General features: G+C 41.7%; 15 protein-coding genes. 9 read left to right on the top strand and 6 right to left on the bottom strand.

The genetic code is table 11. From position 1 onward, the window contains the following. Nucleotides 1-24: 24 nt before the first annotated feature. Complete coding sequence (locus tag HC965_RS01155; protein WP_191029705.1) at nucleotides 25-1,896, bottom strand: DNA polymerase III subunit gamma/tau; 1,872 nt, start codon at nucleotides 1,894-1,896, stop codon at nucleotides 25-27. A 161-nt stretch (nucleotides 1,897-2,057) separates the two neighbouring features. Between HC965_RS01155 and HC965_RS01150 the strand changes: the two genes are divergently transcribed. Together HC965_RS01150 and HC965_RS01145 are read left to right on the top strand one after the other, a co-directional pair. Continuing rightward, nucleotides 2,058-2,354, top strand: a complete 297-nt coding sequence (locus tag HC965_RS01150) for a septum formation initiator family protein (protein ID WP_191029704.1) — start codon at nucleotides 2,058-2,060, stop codon at nucleotides 2,352-2,354. Nucleotides 2,355-2,357: 3 nt separating this feature from the next. Next, nucleotides 2,358-2,699, top strand: a complete 342-nt coding sequence (locus tag HC965_RS01145) for a hypothetical protein (protein WP_191029703.1) — start codon at nucleotides 2,358-2,360, stop codon at nucleotides 2,697-2,699. A gap of 132 nt (nucleotides 2,700-2,831) precedes the next feature. On the opposite strand, the gene HC965_RS01140 is transcribed toward HC965_RS01145, so the two are convergent. Together HC965_RS01140 and HC965_RS01135 are read right to left on the bottom strand one after the other, a co-directional pair. Beyond that, on the bottom strand, nucleotides 2,832-3,434 hold the full coding sequence (locus HC965_RS01140; RefSeq protein ID WP_022136760.1) for an OmpH family outer membrane protein: 603 nt from the start codon (nucleotides 3,432-3,434) through the stop codon (nucleotides 2,832-2,834). Nucleotides 3,435-3,461: 27 nt separating this feature from the next. Next, a complete protein-coding gene (locus HC965_RS01135) occupies nucleotides 3,462-3,695 on the bottom strand; it encodes a hypothetical protein (protein WP_191029702.1) in 234 nt (77 codons plus the stop codon). Nucleotides 3,696-3,830: 135 nt separating this feature from the next. On the opposite strand from HC965_RS01135, the gene HC965_RS01130 reads away from it, so the two are divergent. After that, nucleotides 3,831-5,291, top strand: coding sequence for an aminoacyl-histidine dipeptidase (locus HC965_RS01130; RefSeq protein ID WP_191029701.1), 1,461 nt, complete (start codon nucleotides 3,831-3,833; stop codon nucleotides 5,289-5,291). Next, complete coding sequence (locus HC965_RS01125; RefSeq protein ID WP_191029700.1) at nucleotides 5,272-6,441, top strand: endonuclease/exonuclease/phosphatase family protein; 1,170 nt, start codon at nucleotides 5,272-5,274, stop codon at nucleotides 6,439-6,441. Before HC965_RS01130 ends, HC965_RS01125 begins: the two co-directional genes overlap by 20 nt. Before the next feature lie 38 nt (nucleotides 6,442-6,479). Here HC965_RS01125 and HC965_RS01120 read toward each other — a convergent pair whose 3' ends face one another. Continuing rightward, nucleotides 6,480-7,067, bottom strand: a complete 588-nt coding sequence (locus HC965_RS01120) for an RNA polymerase sigma-70 factor (protein ID WP_191030033.1) — start codon at nucleotides 7,065-7,067, stop codon at nucleotides 6,480-6,482. 103 nt (nucleotides 7,068-7,170) lie between these two features. Between HC965_RS01120 and HC965_RS01115 the strand changes: the two genes are divergently transcribed. The 5 genes from HC965_RS01115 to HC965_RS01095 all read left to right on the top strand — a co-directional run bounded on the left by HC965_RS01115 (nucleotide 7,171) and on the right by HC965_RS01095 (nucleotide 15,406). Next, nucleotides 7,171-8,193 (top strand): FecR domain-containing protein, encoded by a 1,023-nt coding sequence (locus HC965_RS01115; RefSeq protein WP_191029699.1) that lies wholly within the window; start codon nucleotides 7,171-7,173, stop codon nucleotides 8,191-8,193. A gap of 252 nt (nucleotides 8,194-8,445) precedes the next feature. Next, nucleotides 8,446-11,754, top strand: a complete 3,309-nt coding sequence (locus tag HC965_RS01110; RefSeq protein WP_191029698.1) for a SusC/RagA family TonB-linked outer membrane protein — start codon at nucleotides 8,446-8,448, stop codon at nucleotides 11,752-11,754. 12 nt (nucleotides 11,755-11,766) lie between these two features. Continuing rightward, a complete protein-coding gene (locus HC965_RS01105) occupies nucleotides 11,767-13,290 on the top strand; it encodes a SusD/RagB family nutrient-binding outer membrane lipoprotein (RefSeq protein WP_191029697.1) in 1,524 nt (507 codons plus the stop codon). 7 nt (nucleotides 13,291-13,297) lie between these two features. Then, nucleotides 13,298-14,326 (top strand): endonuclease/exonuclease/phosphatase family protein, encoded by a 1,029-nt coding sequence (locus tag HC965_RS01100; protein ID WP_191029696.1) that lies wholly within the window; start codon nucleotides 13,298-13,300, stop codon nucleotides 14,324-14,326. A gap of 12 nt (nucleotides 14,327-14,338) precedes the next feature. After that, nucleotides 14,339-15,406: a metallophosphoesterase gene (locus tag HC965_RS01095; RefSeq protein ID WP_191029695.1), complete on the top strand. Its 1,068-nt coding sequence runs from the start codon at nucleotides 14,339-14,341 to the stop codon at nucleotides 15,404-15,406. Between the two features lie 101 nt (nucleotides 15,407-15,507). Here the strand turns inward: HC965_RS01095 and HC965_RS01090 are convergent, their stop codons facing one another. Together HC965_RS01090 and HC965_RS01085 are read right to left on the bottom strand one after the other, a co-directional pair. Then, nucleotides 15,508-16,683, bottom strand: a complete 1,176-nt coding sequence (locus HC965_RS01090; protein ID WP_191029694.1) for a mechanosensitive ion channel family protein — start codon at nucleotides 16,681-16,683, stop codon at nucleotides 15,508-15,510. Between the two features lie 140 nt (nucleotides 16,684-16,823). Further along, a complete protein-coding gene (locus HC965_RS01085) occupies nucleotides 16,824-18,641 on the bottom strand; it encodes an alpha-L-fucosidase (RefSeq protein ID WP_191029693.1) in 1,818 nt (605 codons plus the stop codon). Between the last annotated feature and the right edge of the window lie 28 nt (nucleotides 18,642-18,669).

Genomic DNA, 18,669 nt, shown 5'->3' with positions numbered 1-18,669 from the left:
TGTTTTATTTTCAAAAGCCGAAGACTAATATAATTCCAGCCCGAATTCTTCTTTTAGTTGCATCAATGCCTGATTCTTTTGAGCCATCATTTGGAACTTCTCTACGCGTCCTACCGGACGTACCGTTTCCGACGGTTCACTGACACGCACCTTCATTGTCACCTGACTATTCCTTAACCGACTACGAAGATAATCCTGCAATTGAGGTATCATAGAGGTAAAGTCCTTCGCAGCCATTTCATTATCCACCACCACTTCAAAGGTTGTGGAGTTCTTGAATAATGTAGGACGAAGCATCTGCATACGCTTTGTAAAGGCATCTTGTTCCTTCGGCAATTGCGCAGCATATTCCAGCCAGTAATAGTTCAAATCACGGTCATTGAAAATCAAGTCTTCTTCCGGTTGCATCTGCACCGTAGGAGCAGTGGTTGCAGTCGTATTCTGTGCCACCTGGTCACGCTGCGGATTCTTGATAGACACACCCAGGCTGGACATCTTCATCACCGGAACTTTCCGTTGCTCTTCCCTCACTACCTGAGGAGCACCCGCCCCCTGTGAAGGAGCAGAAGAAGTCGCATTCGGATAAGACGATGCGGGCTGTGCCGCCGCAGACGCCTGCGGTTGACTGGCAGCAGTAACATTACCAGCAGCCTGTGTTGAAGTTGAAGACGGAGACGAATGAACGGGATTCTGCTGTGCTGATGTTGCAGAAGCGACCTGCGGCTGCTGTGCTGCGGCAGGTTGAGCGAATACGGGTTTTATAGTCTTCTTAGGGCTACGCCCACCACTACCGTCATCCCCCTCGGTGGTAAGCTGTGCAACCTGTATCAAGGTCAGTTCTACCAGCAAACGCTTGTTCTTGCTGATGCGGTAATTCAAATCACATTCATTACAAAGCTTCATCGCCCGATACAAGAAAGGCAACGGACATTTCTGCGCCTGCTCCTGATAACGTTGGCGTATGCTCGCTCCTACTTCCAGCAAAGGCAAGGTCACCGCATCTTTGGCCACCAGCAAGTCACGGAAATGAGAGGACAAGCCGGTTATAAAGTGACTTCCGTCAAAGCCTTTATTCAATATATCATTGAAAAGCAGCAACGCATCGCTTACCTTATTCTCAAGGAAGCAATCCGTCAGACGGAAATAATATTCGTAATCAAGTACATTCAGATTATCAATCACGCTCTTATACGTGATGTTTCCACCCGTGAAACTCACTACCTGGTCGAAGATGGACAGGGCATCACGCATACCACCGTCCGCTTTCAGCGCTATCACATTCAATGCTTCCGGTTCTGCGGTAATGGCTTCTTTGGAGGCAACGTATGACAAATGGTTCACCGTATCTTCCACGCTAATCCGGTTGAAGTCGTAAATCTGACAACGGGAAAGGATGGTGGGAAGAATCTTATGCTTTTCTGTGGTAGCCAAGATAAAGATAGCATGACGGGGTGGTTCTTCCAGCGTTTTCAAGAATGCGTTGAAAGCAGATGCAGAGAGCATATGTACCTCGTCGATGATATACACTTTATATTTTCCAATCTGTGGCGGAATACGCACCTGCTCCACCAACTGACGGATATCGTCTACCGAGTTATTGGAAGCGGCATCGAGTTCGTGGATATTGTACGACCGCTGCTCGTTGAAAGCCACACAGGATTCACACTGGTTGCAAGCTTCGCCGTCGGCGGTGGGCGTCATACAGTTAATGGTTTTGGCAAAGATACGTGCGCAAGTAGTCTTTCCTACTCCACGCGGCCCGCAGAACAAATAAGCATGGGCGAGTTTTTGAGTGGCAATCGCATTTTTCAGCGTAGTGGTCAGCGCCCGCTGACCTACCACTGACTCGAACGTGGATGGACGGTACTTACGGGCTGATACAATATAGTTTTCCATATCCGGGATTCTCTCTGTTTTTTGCTTTTGCTGCAAATGTACACAAAAAAGTGATAAGTAATAAGGGATATAGAGAGAAGTTTTGAAGCCGAAGCGATAAGTTTTTAAGTTATTAGTTTTATCTTTGCGGATATTAATGCGAATATTAATAAAGAGAAGTTATGGGTAAACTAATCAGTATTTGGAATTTCATATGCAGACGTAAGTATCTTATTACGGTTGTGGCATTTGCTGTCATCATAGGTTTTCTGGACGAGAACAGTTTGGTTCGCCGTTTCGGATATGAGCGTGAAATCAGTCAACTGAAAGAAGAAATAGAAAAGTACCGGGTGGATTATGAGGAGAACACGAAACGTCTCAACGAAATAAGCACCAATCCGGATGCCATCGAGCAGATTGCCCGTGAGAAGTATCTGATGAAGAAACCCAACGAAGATATTTACGTTTTTGAAGAATAAAAAATGAAACAATTAGTACCCGCACTTTTCGTCGTCGGCGCTGTCATGGTTCTTGCCGGAGCTGCCGTATTTATCACCGGATGGATGTATGCTCCTTATATCTATACCATCGGAGCCGGATTCATCGCATTGGCACAGGTGAACACACCCGTCAAAGGGAAAAGCAAAACACTGAAACGCCTGCGCATCCAGCAGATATTCGGAGCATTGGCTCTTATACTAACCGGAGCTTTCATGTTCACCACACGTGGCAATGAGTGGATTGCCTGTCTTACTATTGCCGCTATACTCGAACTTTACACTGCTTTCCGTATCCCGCAGGAAGAAGAAAAGGAAAGGGCATAAAAAAGCCCGCTCATAGCTTCACAGTCTTGAACAGGCACCAACACAAACAAAATTTTGTTTCTTTCATATTCCGCCCCTTTATGCAAAGAGCGGAATACTATTTTTTTCAAAAAATCATTTTTAACAACATCATTATTTCTTTACCGGAGAATATCTTGCATTCAACCCGTCTACAATTTCTTTTGTAATGTTGAATGTGCTGTCAGCATAAAGCAGATTGTCGAAACCTGTGTTGCTGAAGATTAAGCTATATCCGTGAGTCTTGTTATACTCTTTCAGGAAAGCATTGATAGAATCGCGGAACTGCAAGCTATTCTTGTTATTTTCTTCCATCAGACCATTCTGAAGTTTGTTGCTCAATTCCTGCAGGTCTTGTTCCAACTTCACCAAACGGTTGTATTCCTGTTGAGCTCTGTCTTGTGACAAGAACGCGTTATTCTCAACTTTCTTCTGGAAGTCTTGTTTTTCCTTATTCAGAGCGTTAGCCTTTTGGTTCAACGTCATGCGTACGTTTTCGCTCTTCTTTACCATTGCCTCATTCAGGTCAATACAGAAGTTGTATTTAGCAAGCAGCGAATCAATTTCAACATAGGCAATTTTCATTCCTGACAATTCGGCGTTAGACTGAGACGGAGCAGTAGTAGTTTGATTGTCAGCTTTGCCGGCACATTGTGAAAATAAAACGATAAACGCAAGAGCAGCCAAACCATTCATGAGGTAGTTCATTCTATTCATAATCTATAAGTATTGTTTTTTAAAAATTTAATTCATACTATCGTTCAAGGCTTTTTCCAACTCATCAATAGAAAAACGTGGTTTCTTTTGTGCTTCCCTATCCTGAGACTGTGCACATCCGATACCTTTCTTACGCAACGTTTTATTCCCGCTCACGTGACCATTCGGGAACTTCCCACCCTTCGTAAAGAATACTCTTACCCCTAATAATGCCAGGGAAATAGCAACTATTAACAAAGTTATCAGTATAGTCTCAACCATTTCTATTAATTTTGTGAGTGCAAAGATAGGCTTTAATGAGATATGAGTTCAGATAAGCCAATCAAATTAACCATATTTAGCAATAGAAGAAACTAAAACCATCCTTCTATTCCTTATTATAAAAAAGAAAACAGCATGGAAAAAAAAGACTTAAAGCCGGCTGGCGTATTCAAGTATTTCGAAGAAATCTGCCAGGTGCCGCGCCCTTCAAAGAAGGAAGAGAAAATGATTGCCTATCTGAAGGCATTCGGAGCTAAACATAATCTTGAAACCAACGTAGATGAAGTTGGCAACATATTGATTAAAAAGCCTGCTACTCCGGGGAAAGAGAATCTGCAAACTGTCGTACTGCAATCGCATATCGACATGGTGTGCGAGAAGAACAATGACGTTCAGCACGACTTCCTCACCGACCCCATCGAAACGGAAATAGATGGAGAATGGCTGAAAGCCAAAGGAACGACTCTCGGAGCGGACAATGGTATCGGTGTGGCTACGGAGCTGGCTATCCTTGCTGATGACACTATCGAGCACGGCCCGCTGGAATGTCTGTTTACCGTAGACGAGGAAACGGGACTGACCGGAGCTTTTGCCTTGAAAGAAGGGTTCATGAGCGGTGATATTCTCCTGAATCTCGATTCAGAAGATGAAGGAGAAATCTACATCGGATGTGCCGGTGGCATTGATTCCGTGGCACAGTTTACTTATAAGGAGATAGAGGTTCCTGCCGGATATTTCTTCTTCAAGGTGGAAGTGAAAGGGCTGAAAGGCGGTCACTCCGGTGGTGATATCCACTTGGGACGGGGAAATGCCAACAAGATTCTGAATCGTTACCTCACCCGTATCGCCAACAACCATGACTTGTATCTTTGCGAAATCAACGGAGGTAATCTGCGCAACGCTATTCCGCGTGAAGCGTATGCTATCTGTGCAGTGCCCGAAGACGCAAAACACGATATTCGTACTGAACTGAATATCTTTGCCAGTGAAATGGAAGATGAATTATCCATTGTTGAACCGGACTTGAAGTTGGTTCTTGAATCTGAAGCTCCACGCAAGATGGCTATCGACCAAAGTACAACCGACCGTTTACTGAAAGCGTTGTATGCCGCTCCTCATGGTGTATATGCGATGAGCCAGGATATTCCGGGATTGGTGGAGACATCTACTAATCTTGCTTCTGTGAAGATGAAACCGAATAATATCATCCGCATCGAAACCAGCCAGCGCAGTTCTATTTTGTCTGCACGCAATGATATGGCGAATACTGTACGTGCCGTATTCCTGTTGGCAGGAGCTGATGTTACCTTCGGTGAAGGTTATCCGGGATGGAAACCGAATCCGCATTCGGCTATTCTCGAAGTGGCTGCCGAATCTTATAAACGTTTATTTGGCGTAGATGCCAAAGTGAAAGCGATTCATGCCGGATTGGAATGTGGCCTGTTCCTTGACAAGTATCCGACGTTGGATATGATTTCTTTCGGACCGACTCTCACAGGTGTTCACTCTCCCGACGAACGGATGCTTATCCCTACCGTAGATAAGTTCTGGAAACACTTATTGGATATTCTGGTACATGTTCCTGTTAAGAAATAACAGACAGATAAGTCCACAATCAAAGGGTTATGGTAACAGCGAAAAAAGAGTAGCTGTTACCATAATCTTTTTTGTTGTGTGCGCATGGGGAATCGGTTTTCTTACTCCTTTTTGTGTCGTTGCACAAGATTTTTCTTATAAGCAAGGGGCTCATGACAAGCAAGACTCTCTTTCCAAAGAAAGAATCCCTTTTCGTGTCGTAAGCTGGAATATAGAAAACCTGTTTGATACTCACCATGACAGTTTGAAGAATGACCACGAATTTCTTCCCGATGCGATGCGTCATTGGAATTACAGCAGATATAAGAAGAAGTTAGCTGATATTGCACGTGTTATCACGGCGATTGGCGAATGGAACCCGCCTGCGCTTGTAGGCCTATGCGAAGTAGAAAATGACTCGGTGCTACGCGACCTCACCCGCCGTTCTCCTTTAAAAGAACTTGATTACCGCTATGTCATGACAGATTCTCCTGATTTAAGAGGGATTGATGTAGCTCTGCTTTATCAACGGGATTTGTTCAAGCTATTATCATCCCGTTCTATCTCTATCCCACCTTTGAAAGAACATCGTCCAACAAGAGACTTATTACATGTCAGCGGCCTGTTACTGACAGGAGATACGCTGGATGTATTTGTCTGCCATCTGCCAAGCCGTTCCGGTGGCGCTGAAGTGTCTGAACCTTATCGACTCCATGCAGCACAAATCCTGCGAACTGAAGCTGATAGTATTCTGAACGCAAGACTTCATCCTCAAGTCATTATTATGGGAGATTTCAATGATTACCCGACAAATAAATCCATTCGGGAAGTACTGGAAGCGGAAGCGCCTTCATCAGATACGCTGTCTTCGTCGAAACTCTATCATTTACTTGCTCGAAAAGCCAAATCCAGGGACTTTGGTTCTTACAAATATCGTGGAGAATGGGGATTACTCGACCACTTGATTGTATCCGGCACTTTGCTGAATCAGTCCGGTAACTTCTTCACCAGTGAAGAAAAAGCAAATGTTTGCCTTCTCCCTTTTCTGCTGAAAGAGGATAATAAGTACAGCGATAAAGAACCTTTCCGCACCTATAAAGGAATGAAATATCAAGGGGGTATCAGCGACCACTTGCCAATCTATACTGATTTCATACTAATTCCATATTAAGATTTTATATTAATCGGAGCGACCAAGCATTACACTTCTCAGTGCATTCTCATCAGAAAAGGAATAACCAAAGGCAAATAATCTTTCAGACTAATCCGCAACAATTTCAAAGCCTGTTGAATCCGAGCGTCTACTGTTTTAGGAGAAATACCCAAACGGTCAGCTATTTCATTATAAGTCAAATCCTGAAAACGATTCATTTCAAAAGTTTCGCGCACTTTATCAGGAAGACTTGCCAATGCTTCCTCTATTTTTTTAGTCAGTTCATCAACAACATAAAAATCCGGGTCTTCATATTGTGACTGCAAATTATTGAAAATAACTTCTTCTACCCTTTGCTTCACTTGATTATGTCTGATAAGTGTCAAACAGCGGTTCTTTACCGCCCTAAACAAATAACTTTTCAAAGACAGCTCAAACGCCTGCATCTCTTTATTCTCCCACAACCAAACCATCACATCCGAAACAATCTCCTGTCCGTCATCCGGTTCTACAAACATGCGGGCGTACGCACAAAGAGAAGGATAATACTTGAGAAACAGTGCTTCGAATGCATCTTCACGTCCTTGTTGAACCTGAAAAAAAAGACCCTCATCGGTCACTGTATCAAAAGCGTTGCTATGCATATCAGTCATGTTTTCAGCAAAAATACTATTATTTCTGAAAAAAAGTCATTTTTTGGATAGGAGTTTTTCTCTTTCATTAGTCATATCTATAAAAGCAGGAAATATGAACAAGTTAGATTATATTAATGAGTCAGTTTTACTCAATTACTTTGCAGGTGAACTTTCTCCGGAACACCGAAAAGAAGTTGAGGAATGGATTCATTTGTCAAAGGATAATGAGAAAACTGCACGCGACATATTTCAACTATACCGCGCAGCAGACACTTTAAACTATATGAAGCAAATAGATGCCCCGGCAGCTTTAAAAAAAGTAAAAAACAAGATATACAGGCGACAAAAGAAAATCTCATGGTTCATATGGGGGCAACGTGTCGCCGCTTGTTTGGCTATACCTTTACTGGCTATCACTCTATATCTGACATTAAAAAGCAGCCCTACCGGATATATAGTACTCAAAACAAATCCGGGAATGGTGGCCACAACTGATTTACCAGACGGTTCTAAAGTATGGCTAAACTCAGGTTCTACTCTCAAATATCCGGTAAAGTTTGAAAATGATACCCGCCATGTTGAGCTAAATGGAGAGGCTTATTTTTCGGTGTATAAAGACAAAAGCAAGCGGTTTATTGTCACAACTCCATTCCAAATCCAAACCGAAGTGTTAGGAACTGAGTTCAATATGGAAGCATATCAGAAGGATAGTGTAGTTAAAACGACACTCGTTTCCGGCTCTGTGCGGCTATCTTTCCTTGATAAGGACAACAAAGAACAATCACATGTAATCAAGCCTAACGAAGAATTTGCCTATAACACGGAGACGAAGGAGACAAAAACAGAAGTTCTTTATGTACGGACTTATACTGCATGGAAAGATGGCGAAGTGGTATTCAGAGACACTCCATTAAACGAAGCGCTCAAAATACTGAGCAAACGATTCGATGCAGAATTTATTGTGAAAGATTCTACCTTATATAATAGCTCCTTCACCGGAGTATTTGACAGCCAACATCTTCCTCTCATACTGGAGCACTTCAGGCTGGCAGCAGATATACAATACAAAATCCTGAGACTAAAGGAAAGTGCAGACGAATCCATAGATAAGAAAACACGAATCGAACTTTACTAATTCACACAATACTTTAACCCTAAATGAATATACAAATGATAACACATCCTCCTTAAAAACAAAAAACATACGGAAAAATATTGGCGTATTTTTCCGTATGAAAAAAACTACAGAATACTTGTTTGGCGACAAGTATGATGTCTATAGTAATTTTTTAATCAAATTCATTACAAATCTATGATTTATTATTTGAACTTCCAACTTTTGGGGGGAATGAATGCATTCGTACTCCTGAAAAAAATACCATTGTGTATGAAGCTATCAGCAATTATGTTGTTTATATTTGCAAGTCTGACGCTTGCCGCCAATACCTATGGGCAATCGGCACGTGTAACCTTAAACGTCAATAACGGCAGTTTACAAAAAGTACTGGATGAAATTGAGAAACAATCCGATTATCATTTCTTCTATAACAATAAGCAAGTCGATATCTTACGAAAGGTAAGTATAAAGAGTAACCAAACAGAGCTCAAGCAAGTACTTAACCAACTGTTTGCCGGAACTAATATCGGATACAAAGTATTGGAAAATAGTATCATACTATCTCCTAAAGCTATTTTAGAAAACAGCGAGTTAGCTCAACAACAGCAACATAGAAAAATAAGAGGAACAGTAAAAGATAAAAATGGTGAACCCATTATCGGTGCAAATATCAAAGAAAAAGGAACTGCCGGAAATGGAACAATTACAGATATTGAAGGTAACTTTTCGCTTTCTGTAGGAAGCAAAAGTACCCTTACTATTTCATATATTGGATACCAAACCAAAGAAATAGCAGTAAATAATGCTACATTACTCGATATCCACCTGGAAGAAAATGCAGCAGCATTGGAAGAGGTAGTAGTGACCGCATTAGGCATTAAGCGTGAAGAAAAGGCATTGGGATATGCAGTGCAAAAGGTAGATGGCAACAAGCTATCGACAGTGAAAAACGTAAATGTAGCCACTTCATTGACCGGTAAGATTGCAGGCTTAAATGTAAAGAACAGTACTGAATTTAATACATCACCTTCACTTTCGCTTCGTGCCTCCTCTCCTCTTTTAGTCATTGACGGAGTACCGTATGGAAACGTAGGACTGAATGACATCGCTGCCGATGACATCGAATCTATAGACGTATTGAAAGGCGCTACTGCTTCTGCACTATATGGTGCACGCGGAGGAGCAGGAGCAGTAATGATTACAACCAAAAAAGGAAGCCAGGAAGGACTGACAGTTACAGTGAACAGCAGCACAATGTTTGCCGCAGGCTATCTGAAAAAGCCTGAAGTTCAGAGTGCATACAGTACCGGCTCCGGAGGATATTATAGTACAGGTAGTTATGTATGGGGAGATAAACTTGACATTGGTCGTACCGCAGAACAATATGACCCATACACACATGAATGGATAGAAATGCCATTAGTTTCAAAAGGAAAAAACAATCTGAAAAATTTCCAGGAGTTGAGTCTGATTACCAACAACAACGTAAGTGTAGCTCAAAAAGGAAAATATGGAAGTGTACGTACTTCATTAACACATGTATATAACAAAGGACAGTATCCCAATCAAAAATTAAATAAGATTACATATTCCGTTTCAGGAGATATGAAATGGAAGCAGTTTTCCTTTGAAGGTGGACTTACCTACAACAAACGTTTCTATCCGAATGATACAGGAGCTGGATATAGTAGTGCCGGTTTCTTGTACAACTTGTTAGTTTGGTCAGGAACAGAATATGATATCCGTGATTATAAAGATTATTGGATTAAAACTGACGAGCAACAGAACTGGATGGACAGCAAATGGTATGACAATCCTTATATAACTGCATACGAAGTTATATCAAGTAGTGATTATGACCTAATCAACGGATATCTTTCTGCCAATTATGACTTTACTTCCTGGCTGAAACTTTCATTGCGCTCCGGTTTAGATTCCTACTCACAAAAAAAAGAGTGGCGTAATCCGATAAGTGCCTTGGGAGGATGGGACAAATTAGGATATTATGCTCTGCAACGTTTAGGTGGATACAGTCTTAATAATGATTTGATGCTTTCCGCTGATCATAAATTTGGTAATTTCAATGTGGACGGTTTCATCGGAGGTACAATCTATTATTGGAAGAGTGATAATATTCTGTCCGAGACACAGAATGGATTAACTATCCCCGGGTATTATTCATTGAAAGCTTCGGTAGACCCACTAAAAACGACTAGCGGGATCACAAAAAAACTAACAACTAGTATCTATGGAAAAGCCTCCGTATCTTGGAAGAGCACCTTATTCTTAGACGTAACGGCTCGTAACGACTGGTCATCTACATTACCATCAGAGACTCGCTCTTACTTCTACCCATCAGTTGCTGGTAGTGTAGTGATGTCCCAACTTATTCCAATGCCTAAATTTATTGATTTCTGGAAAGTTAGAGGAGCATGGACGGTGACTAAAAGCGATTTGGGAGTATATGATACAAATAACACTTACAGTGTTTCGACTGATTTATGGAACGGTGAAAGTGCCGCCTACTATCCTTCATCCATCCGTGGCATGGCAGTAAAACCATCCGCTACACGCTCCTATGAAATCGGTACGGCCGCACATTTTTTCGGCAGTCGCCTGAAAGTAGATTTTACCTATTATAACAAACTATATTATAATCTCACTCGAAGTGCGGGCATCAGTAGTGCATCAGGTTTTAACTCAACACTAATCAATATTGATGAAGAATATGTAGGAAGAGGAGTAGAACTGACACTATCCGGAAACATTATTCGTACGAAAGACTGGAATTGGGAATCCACCTTCAACTGGTCACGGGACCGTTGGTATTACACCAAAGTTGCCCCCAAGTATTCCACTCAAAAACCGTGGGTAGCACCCGGCAAACGTTGGGACTGGTATGGCGTCTACGACTGGGAACGAGATCCCGACGGAAATATCATTAATTATGGAGGTTACCCCAAACAAAGCCAGTACAAGTCTGTCATGGGTTATGAGTATCCGGACTGGATATGGGGATGGAGTAACACTATCTCTTTTAAAAATATAACCCTCTCCTTCTCCTTTGACGGACGCGTAGGGGGATTGGCACATTCAAAAACAAATCAAGGTATGTGGAATTCAGGGGCACATATAGATTCCGACAACGAATGGAGATATGATGAAGTAGTCAATCGCCAGACCAATTATATAGGAAAAGGGGTCAAAATAGTTTCTGGCAAAGTTGAGTATGACTCCAACGGTAATATTACATACGACAATCGTGTGTTTGCTCCTAATGATGTAAAAGTATCCTACGAAACATATACAAAAACTTTAAATCCATCCCCGTATACTGTTACCAGCCAAAATGTCTTTGATGAGACGTTCTTTAAACTATGTGATCTTTCCATTACCTATCAAATGCCAAAATCCATTTGTGAGAAACTACGCATGAAAGGTCTGTCACTCGCTTTAGTAGGGCAAAACTTACTTATCTGGACAAAAGAGTTTCGCTTCACCGATCCTGATGGTGATTCGGATAATCTGAGCTCACCTTCCACACGCTATGTAGGATTTAATGTCAAACTAGATTTTTAAAATGATAAAACAATGAAATATATGAATAATTTTTTATCCTTGTTGTTGATAATTGCTTTATTAAGCTCTTGTGACAAATTCGATGAAATAAACACCAACCCGGACGCAACAACAAAAGTTACCTCTTCACTATTGGCAACCGGGCTATTATTGAATATCACCAGTTCCAGTAGTGGTAAATCTTTTGTCAATAGCGCGCTCTTATCCAAACAACTGGCATGGGGTGGTGAAGGCATGGAAGACTACCAATATAATATATTCGGACGTTCCAGTTTTGGGGGATACAATACCTTGATTAATGCACAAAAAATGGTCGAGTCCGTTTCTGATGATAATGTGAATGCTTACGACGGATTAGCACATTTCATCAAAGCTTACAAGCTTTTCTATATGTCTTTGGAAATGGGTGATATCCCTTATGAAGAAGCTTTGCTAGGAGAAAAAGGATTAGTAAAACCGCGCTATAATACGCAAAAAGAAGTAATTAACTTTATTCTTGAGGATTTAGCTAAAGCCTATGAATTATTCTCCAATGGTAAAGACTTCACTGGAGATCCTATTTTAGGAGGAAAAATAGAACTATGGAAAAAAGCGACTACAGCTTTCCAACTCAAAGTTTTGATGCATCTTTCAAAAAAAGAAAATGATTCCGACCTGAACATTAAACAGCGTTTTTCCGAAATTGCTACTTCAGGTAATCTCATGGAATCCAATACAGACAATCTGCAAATGATATATATGGACAAAGCAAATACATTGTATCCTTTCAACAAAACAAACCATAAATACACCGACAATCCAATACTAACAAATATAATAATCGACATATTTAAAGGAACTGGTGATATACGTATGTTCTACTATGCTAAACCGTCGGAGGCCAAACTAAAAAGTGGATTACAAGCCGACGATTGGAGCGCATATATCGGAATTGATCCATCTGCCCCCTTTGAGGAAATAAACAAAGCCTATGCAGCTCTCGAATATTCAGGATTAAATCCTCGATATACAGATTATCCAGCAGGTGAACCTGTCATACGCCTAGGCTATGCCGAACAAAACTTTATTCTTGCTGAAGCCATTGTAAGAGGGTGGATACAAGGAGATGCCTCCATTTACTATAAAAAAGGGATCGAAGCCAGTATGAACTTCATCGCAGATAATACGCCGAATGATATCATATATCATCACGGGCATCCTATTACAGAAGAGAGTATAGCCGCTTTCCTCGAAACACCTGCAATACAACTAACCGGAAACAAGGAGCATGATATTGAAAAAATCATCACCCAAAGGTATTTGGCTTCCTTCATGCAGCATCCCTGGGATACATATTATGATTACCGCCGTACTGGATATCCGGTTTTTCCCATTAATCCTGAAACCAATCGTAATGACGTAAAAGACCAATTACCCATGCGCTGGATGTATCCCCAAAGCGAGTCTGATTATAATAAGGAAAATATTGATGAAGCGTTACAACGACAATTCAATGGCGTGGATGATGTTAACAAATTAATGTGGATTTTACAATAACAGGCATATGCTTAGAATTCAGCTGACAGGAATACTTATTTGGTTATGCGTAAGCGCAGCCTGTGCAAAAGGAGTAACGATAAAAGTGCTGCAAATGAATATTTGGCAGGAAGGAACCATGGTCAAGGGAGGGTTCGAAGCTATCGCGGATGAAGTCTCCCGGCTAGAGCCGGATATCGTTATGTTCAGTGAAGTACGTAACTACCATGGTGAAATGTTCATTTCCCGCATACTCCACGCACTTAAGGAGCGAGGTAAGATGTATTATGGTGAAAACAGTCCTTTAGATATCGGAATCTTATCCAAATATCCGATAGAAGAACAAGCCCCCAACTGTCCCTCTGAAAAAGACGCCGGTTCCGTGCTAAAAGCACGGATACGTATCAATGGTCAGACAGTGGTAGTTTATTCGGCACATTTAGATTATACGCATTATGCTTGTTATCTGCCGAGAGGATATAGCGGAGTAACATGGAAAAAACTGGAAGCACCGGTGACCAACGGAATAGAAGTAGAAAAAGCCAACCGAGAATCCATGCGTGACGAAGCCATTTATCACTTTATTGAAGATTCAAAGAAAGAAAAAGGCAATATAATTTTGCTGGGTGGAGATTTTAATGAACCTTCGCATCTCGATTGGAATGAGAAGACGAAAGATTTGTGGGATCATCATGGCACAGTCGTTCGCTGGGATTGCTCTACTATGCTAATGGAAGCCGGCTTTAAAGATGCTTACCGAACTAAATACCCCAATCCAGTCACGCATCCGGGATTTACATTTCCGTCGGACAACAAGGGAGTGTCAGAACAAAAGTTGTCATGGGCACCGGAATCCGATGAAAGAGACAGGATTGATTTTATTTATTATATGCCTTCCAAAAGGATGAAGCTAAAAGATGCCGTGATTATCGGGCCTTCTCAATCAATTGTCCGGGGTAAAAGGACAAAAGAAAACAGCCGTGACTGGTTTATAGAGCCAATTGACGTATGGCCGACCGACCATAAGGCAGTTATGGCAACATTTTACATTAAATAAATTATCATAAGTATGAAAAAAATATTATTTGTATTAGCCTTTTGTATGCAAGCCTTGTATGCTTCTGCACAAATTTATCCGGTACGCGCCGAACTAACGGATAAGAATTCTTTTACTATGATTCTGATACCTGACCCACAAAGTTACACAAAATTCGACGCTAATCAGCCACTCTTCGAACTACAAACAGCATGGGTAGCCAATAGCATCGAATCACTAAACATCAAAGCAGCACTATGCACGGGAGACTTGGTAGAGCAGAACGAAATCCGTATTCCTGATGGTGTGAACGGAAATCAGACGAGTGAAGAACAATGGAAAGCTGCTTCACGTGCTTTCGAACGGCTGGACAACAAACTGCCTTATGTAATCTGCACAGGGAATCACGACTACGGTTATGAGAAATCAGAAAATCGGCTTTGTCATTTCCCTGATTATTTTCCTTCCGAACGAAACAGTTGCTGGCGAAAGACATTGGTTGAAGTAGGACTTGATTCTAAAGGTGTTCCGACTTTAGAAAATGCAGCTTATGAGTTTATTACGGATACTTGGGGAAAGATATTGGTTCTATCCTTGGAATTTGCTCCAAGGGATGAAGCTATAGAATGGGCAAAAAAAGTTATTGAAAAGGATAAGTATGCTAATCATAAAGTGATTTTATTAACACATTCTTTTCTTGATTACAAAGGAGAGCGATTCATAAAAGAGGATTATAAGCTAACTCCTGCCAATTATGCAGAAGCTGTATGGCAGAAACTTGTTTATCCTTCAAAGAACATTAAGTTAGTCGTTTGTGGGCACGAATGCAACATTACTGATAATGAACACAATGTCAGCTTCCGTACCGATAAGAATAAATATGGAAAGAATATTCCTCAAATGATGTTCAATGCTCAGACAGCCGACGGACAATGGTTTGGAAACGGTGGTGACTGCTGGCTACGGATTATGGAATTCATGCCTAATGGCAAAACTATCAAGATTAAAACTTTTTCTCCACTGTTCGCTCTTTCCCCACAAAGTGCGGATAAAGCTTGGAGAACAGCATCTTATGACCAGTTTGATATAGTTATTGAATAACTAAATATAGCAGAAGAGTAAATCTATTCTCTATAGTTCTAAGAAATTTGTGTTCCATATAAGTTAAATCATCGTTCAACTTATATGGAACTTTTTATTAGTTAATCTGAATATTGATAGACCTTTAAGTCGAATTTAGGAACCATTGCCAGCAAATGGTCGAAGATATCCGACTGGATACGTTCATACTCTTTCCAAACTTTGTTTCGGGAGAAGAAGTAAACCTGGATAGGTACTCCATACATGGTAGCCTCTTTTTGGCTGATAATCAAGTCCAAGTCCTGATTCACCACAGGCAGGCTGCATAAATAGCGTTCAATATATACTCTGTAAACCTGGGAGTTAGTAGGTACTACACCTTCATCGGGTTGATAATCTGCCATTAAAGGAACTTCTTTCCGGTAGCGGTCAAGCATTTCCGGTGTACAGAATTGTAAGGTAGTCAAATCCAATGTGATGCTTTTCATTACCCGACGGCCACCTGATTGTGTCATTCCGCGCCAGTTTTGGAAAGGGCTGCTCACTAGCGTGTAAGGTGGAATGGTAGAAATGGTGTTATCAAAGTTTTGGATTTTGACTGTGTTCAGTGTTATTTCCTGTACGATACCGTTAGCGTCACCGGAAGGAAGCGTAACCCAGTCTCCCGGACGCACCATATCATTGGCGGAAAGCTGGATACCTGCTACAAAGCCTAATATGGAATCTTTGAAAACTAACATCAAGATGGCTGCTGAAGCTCCCAATCCTGCAAACAGGCTGGCAGGTGATTTATTCACGATAATAGCAATGATAACAATTCCGCCCACAAAGAAAAGGATTACTTGCAACACTTGGATAAATCCTTTCATCGGGCGGTCTTTCATGGATTCTTTTCCATCGTAGATGTCCATTATCATCAACAGAATCCCATTGATAGCCAACAATAAAGAGAAAATAATATAAACAACACAAGCCTTTTGGGAAATCAGCAGTAACTCCTTCCCACGCATAAAAGCCATTGGCAGCAAAGAATAAACAAGGAAAGCCGGAATGGTATGTATCAGATGATGAAATACTTTACGTTTCATCAATAACGTATTCCACTGATGTGGTTTCCGACGCGTGTACTGTCTCATTCCGCCTATGAGAATTGCCTGGCAGAGATAATTCAGACCGATGGCAATTGCAATCATCAGTATAGCAATAATAGTCTCATCAAAACGGTCGGCAACTTTCGGGTCTATTCCCCAATCTATCAGGATTTTGTTCATCCATTTTCCTAAATCTACTACTAGCATAACTTCTGTCCTTTTTTAATTAATAACAGTAAAAGGTTCATTTGGTTTAGAAAAAAAAAGACTGGCATCCGATTCTAAAAGAATCAAGACACCAGTCTCCACTGCTACTCTCTAAGCATATCTTTTAATGATGACTCCCATCAAGGCATTGCCACCACTCCTATTTCATTCATTTCTACTTTTGCAACTGTGGCAGTAGGCGTAGTGGCCTCCAGTTTAATATAACGTGCTTGTACTTTTTCGCCAAAGGTGACTGTTTGCGGCAGCGGATTGTGCATGATATTGCTGAACTCTCCATTGGTCGGAACTTCTTTCCAGTTCTTACCGTCTGTGCTGACAAAGAATTTATAGCGGAATGCCATTGTCGGTTTTGCTTCCGCCTTTGAAGGAGCATAAGTAAAACTGCCCAATATCACGGTCTTACCCAAATCAATGGTTAATGGTGAAGCGGCTACCTGCTTCCATTCGGAACGGGGCAGGTTGTTCCAGTTCTCTGCCTTCGCTTCTTCCTGCAAAGGTTTTGCATAGTAGGCGCCAACCTGATTTATATATGCGGTCAGGCGACATTCGTTTATTTTCACCCGAAGTTTGCCGGCTTTTACAGTCGGGAAACGCAACATACGTTTATATCCTATCGTAGTGCCTTTTCCTACTTCTTTCCAACCGTTATCTGTCAATACTTCTACAGCAAAGGATTCCACTCTCTGCCCTTTCGTGATGTCTTCCTGAAGCATCACCATGTTTATTTCCGAACCCGGTTTTAAGTCGTAAACGGCTTCACTACCCGGAGTAGCATTCCAGTAGTTTCTTCCCTTTTTCACCCGGTTGTCGGCAAATATCTGTTGACGATAAGTAGCAAACTCGTTCAGACGGTTTACATCTGCTGCATTGATTAATCCTTTACGGTCGGGCGGTATGTTCAGCAAAAGTACAGAGTTGTAGCCTACCGACTGGAAATAAATATCCGATAAATGTTTGAGGGACTTCACTTTCGCGTCCTCTTCGGCATGATAGAACCATCCCGGACGGATAGATACATCTACTTCCGAAGGATACCAAAATAGTTCCGTAGCTTTCTCCAACATTTTGCGGCTGCCTAAATCTTCCGCTTTGCTAAAAACACCCAGGCGTTGGTTGTTCTCTTGCGAGCGGGCGTATATTCCGGGAGTCAGTACGGTGGCATTCCATTCGGTTTCTCGTCCCAGTCCTTTTTCATTTCCTACCCAACGTACATCGTCTCCCATAATTGCCATTACAGCTTTCGGTTGCAGGCGTTGGATGGTTTTATAGAAAGCGTCCCAGTCATAGACTTGTTTCTTTCCGTTCGGTCCTTCCCCATTCGCTCCGTCAAACCATACTTCATGCACTTCGCCATAATTGGTGAGCAGTTCTGTCAATTGGCGGATAAAGAATTCATTGTAGCGGGGAGAGTCTCCATAACATTCCGCATTACGGTCCCAGGGGGAAAGATAGACGCCGAATTTCATATCATATTTATCGCAGGCTTTCCGAAGTTCTTTGACTACGTCGCCCTGTCCGCTCTTCCAGGGGGAAGAAGCTACGGAATGCTTGGTGGTAGCTGTCGGCCAAAGGCAGAAGCCGTCGTGATGTTTTGCTGTCAGAAGTACCATTTTAAAGCCGGCATCTTTAAGGGTGCTTACCCATTGTTCGGCATCCAGTTCGGTCGGGTTAAAGATAGCGGGGTCTTCTTTTCCGTCTCCCCATTCGCGTCCGGTAAAGGTATTGATGCCGAAATGAAGGAAAGCCGTCAGTTCCATTTGCTGCCAGGCATATTGCTGGGGAGTGGGTACAAGGCGCGCGGCCATATCTACTTTCTGTTCGAGGGTGGCATTTTGAGGAAATTCAAGATGCTTCACATAATAGTTTTCTTTCTTTTGAGCTTGTCCGCTCAAGATAAAAGCTGAAGATAGAAAAAGGGAAATCAGTAGTTTGTTCATGATACATATTATTTATTGGTGTCAAGAC

This window comes from Bacteroides sp. GM023, from assembly GCF_014750685.1.
Lineage (GTDB): Bacteria > Bacteroidota > Bacteroidia > Bacteroidales > Bacteroidaceae > Bacteroides.
The sequence above is the reverse complement of the archived record's forward strand: the minus strand, read 5'-3'. Positions and strand labels throughout refer to the sequence as shown.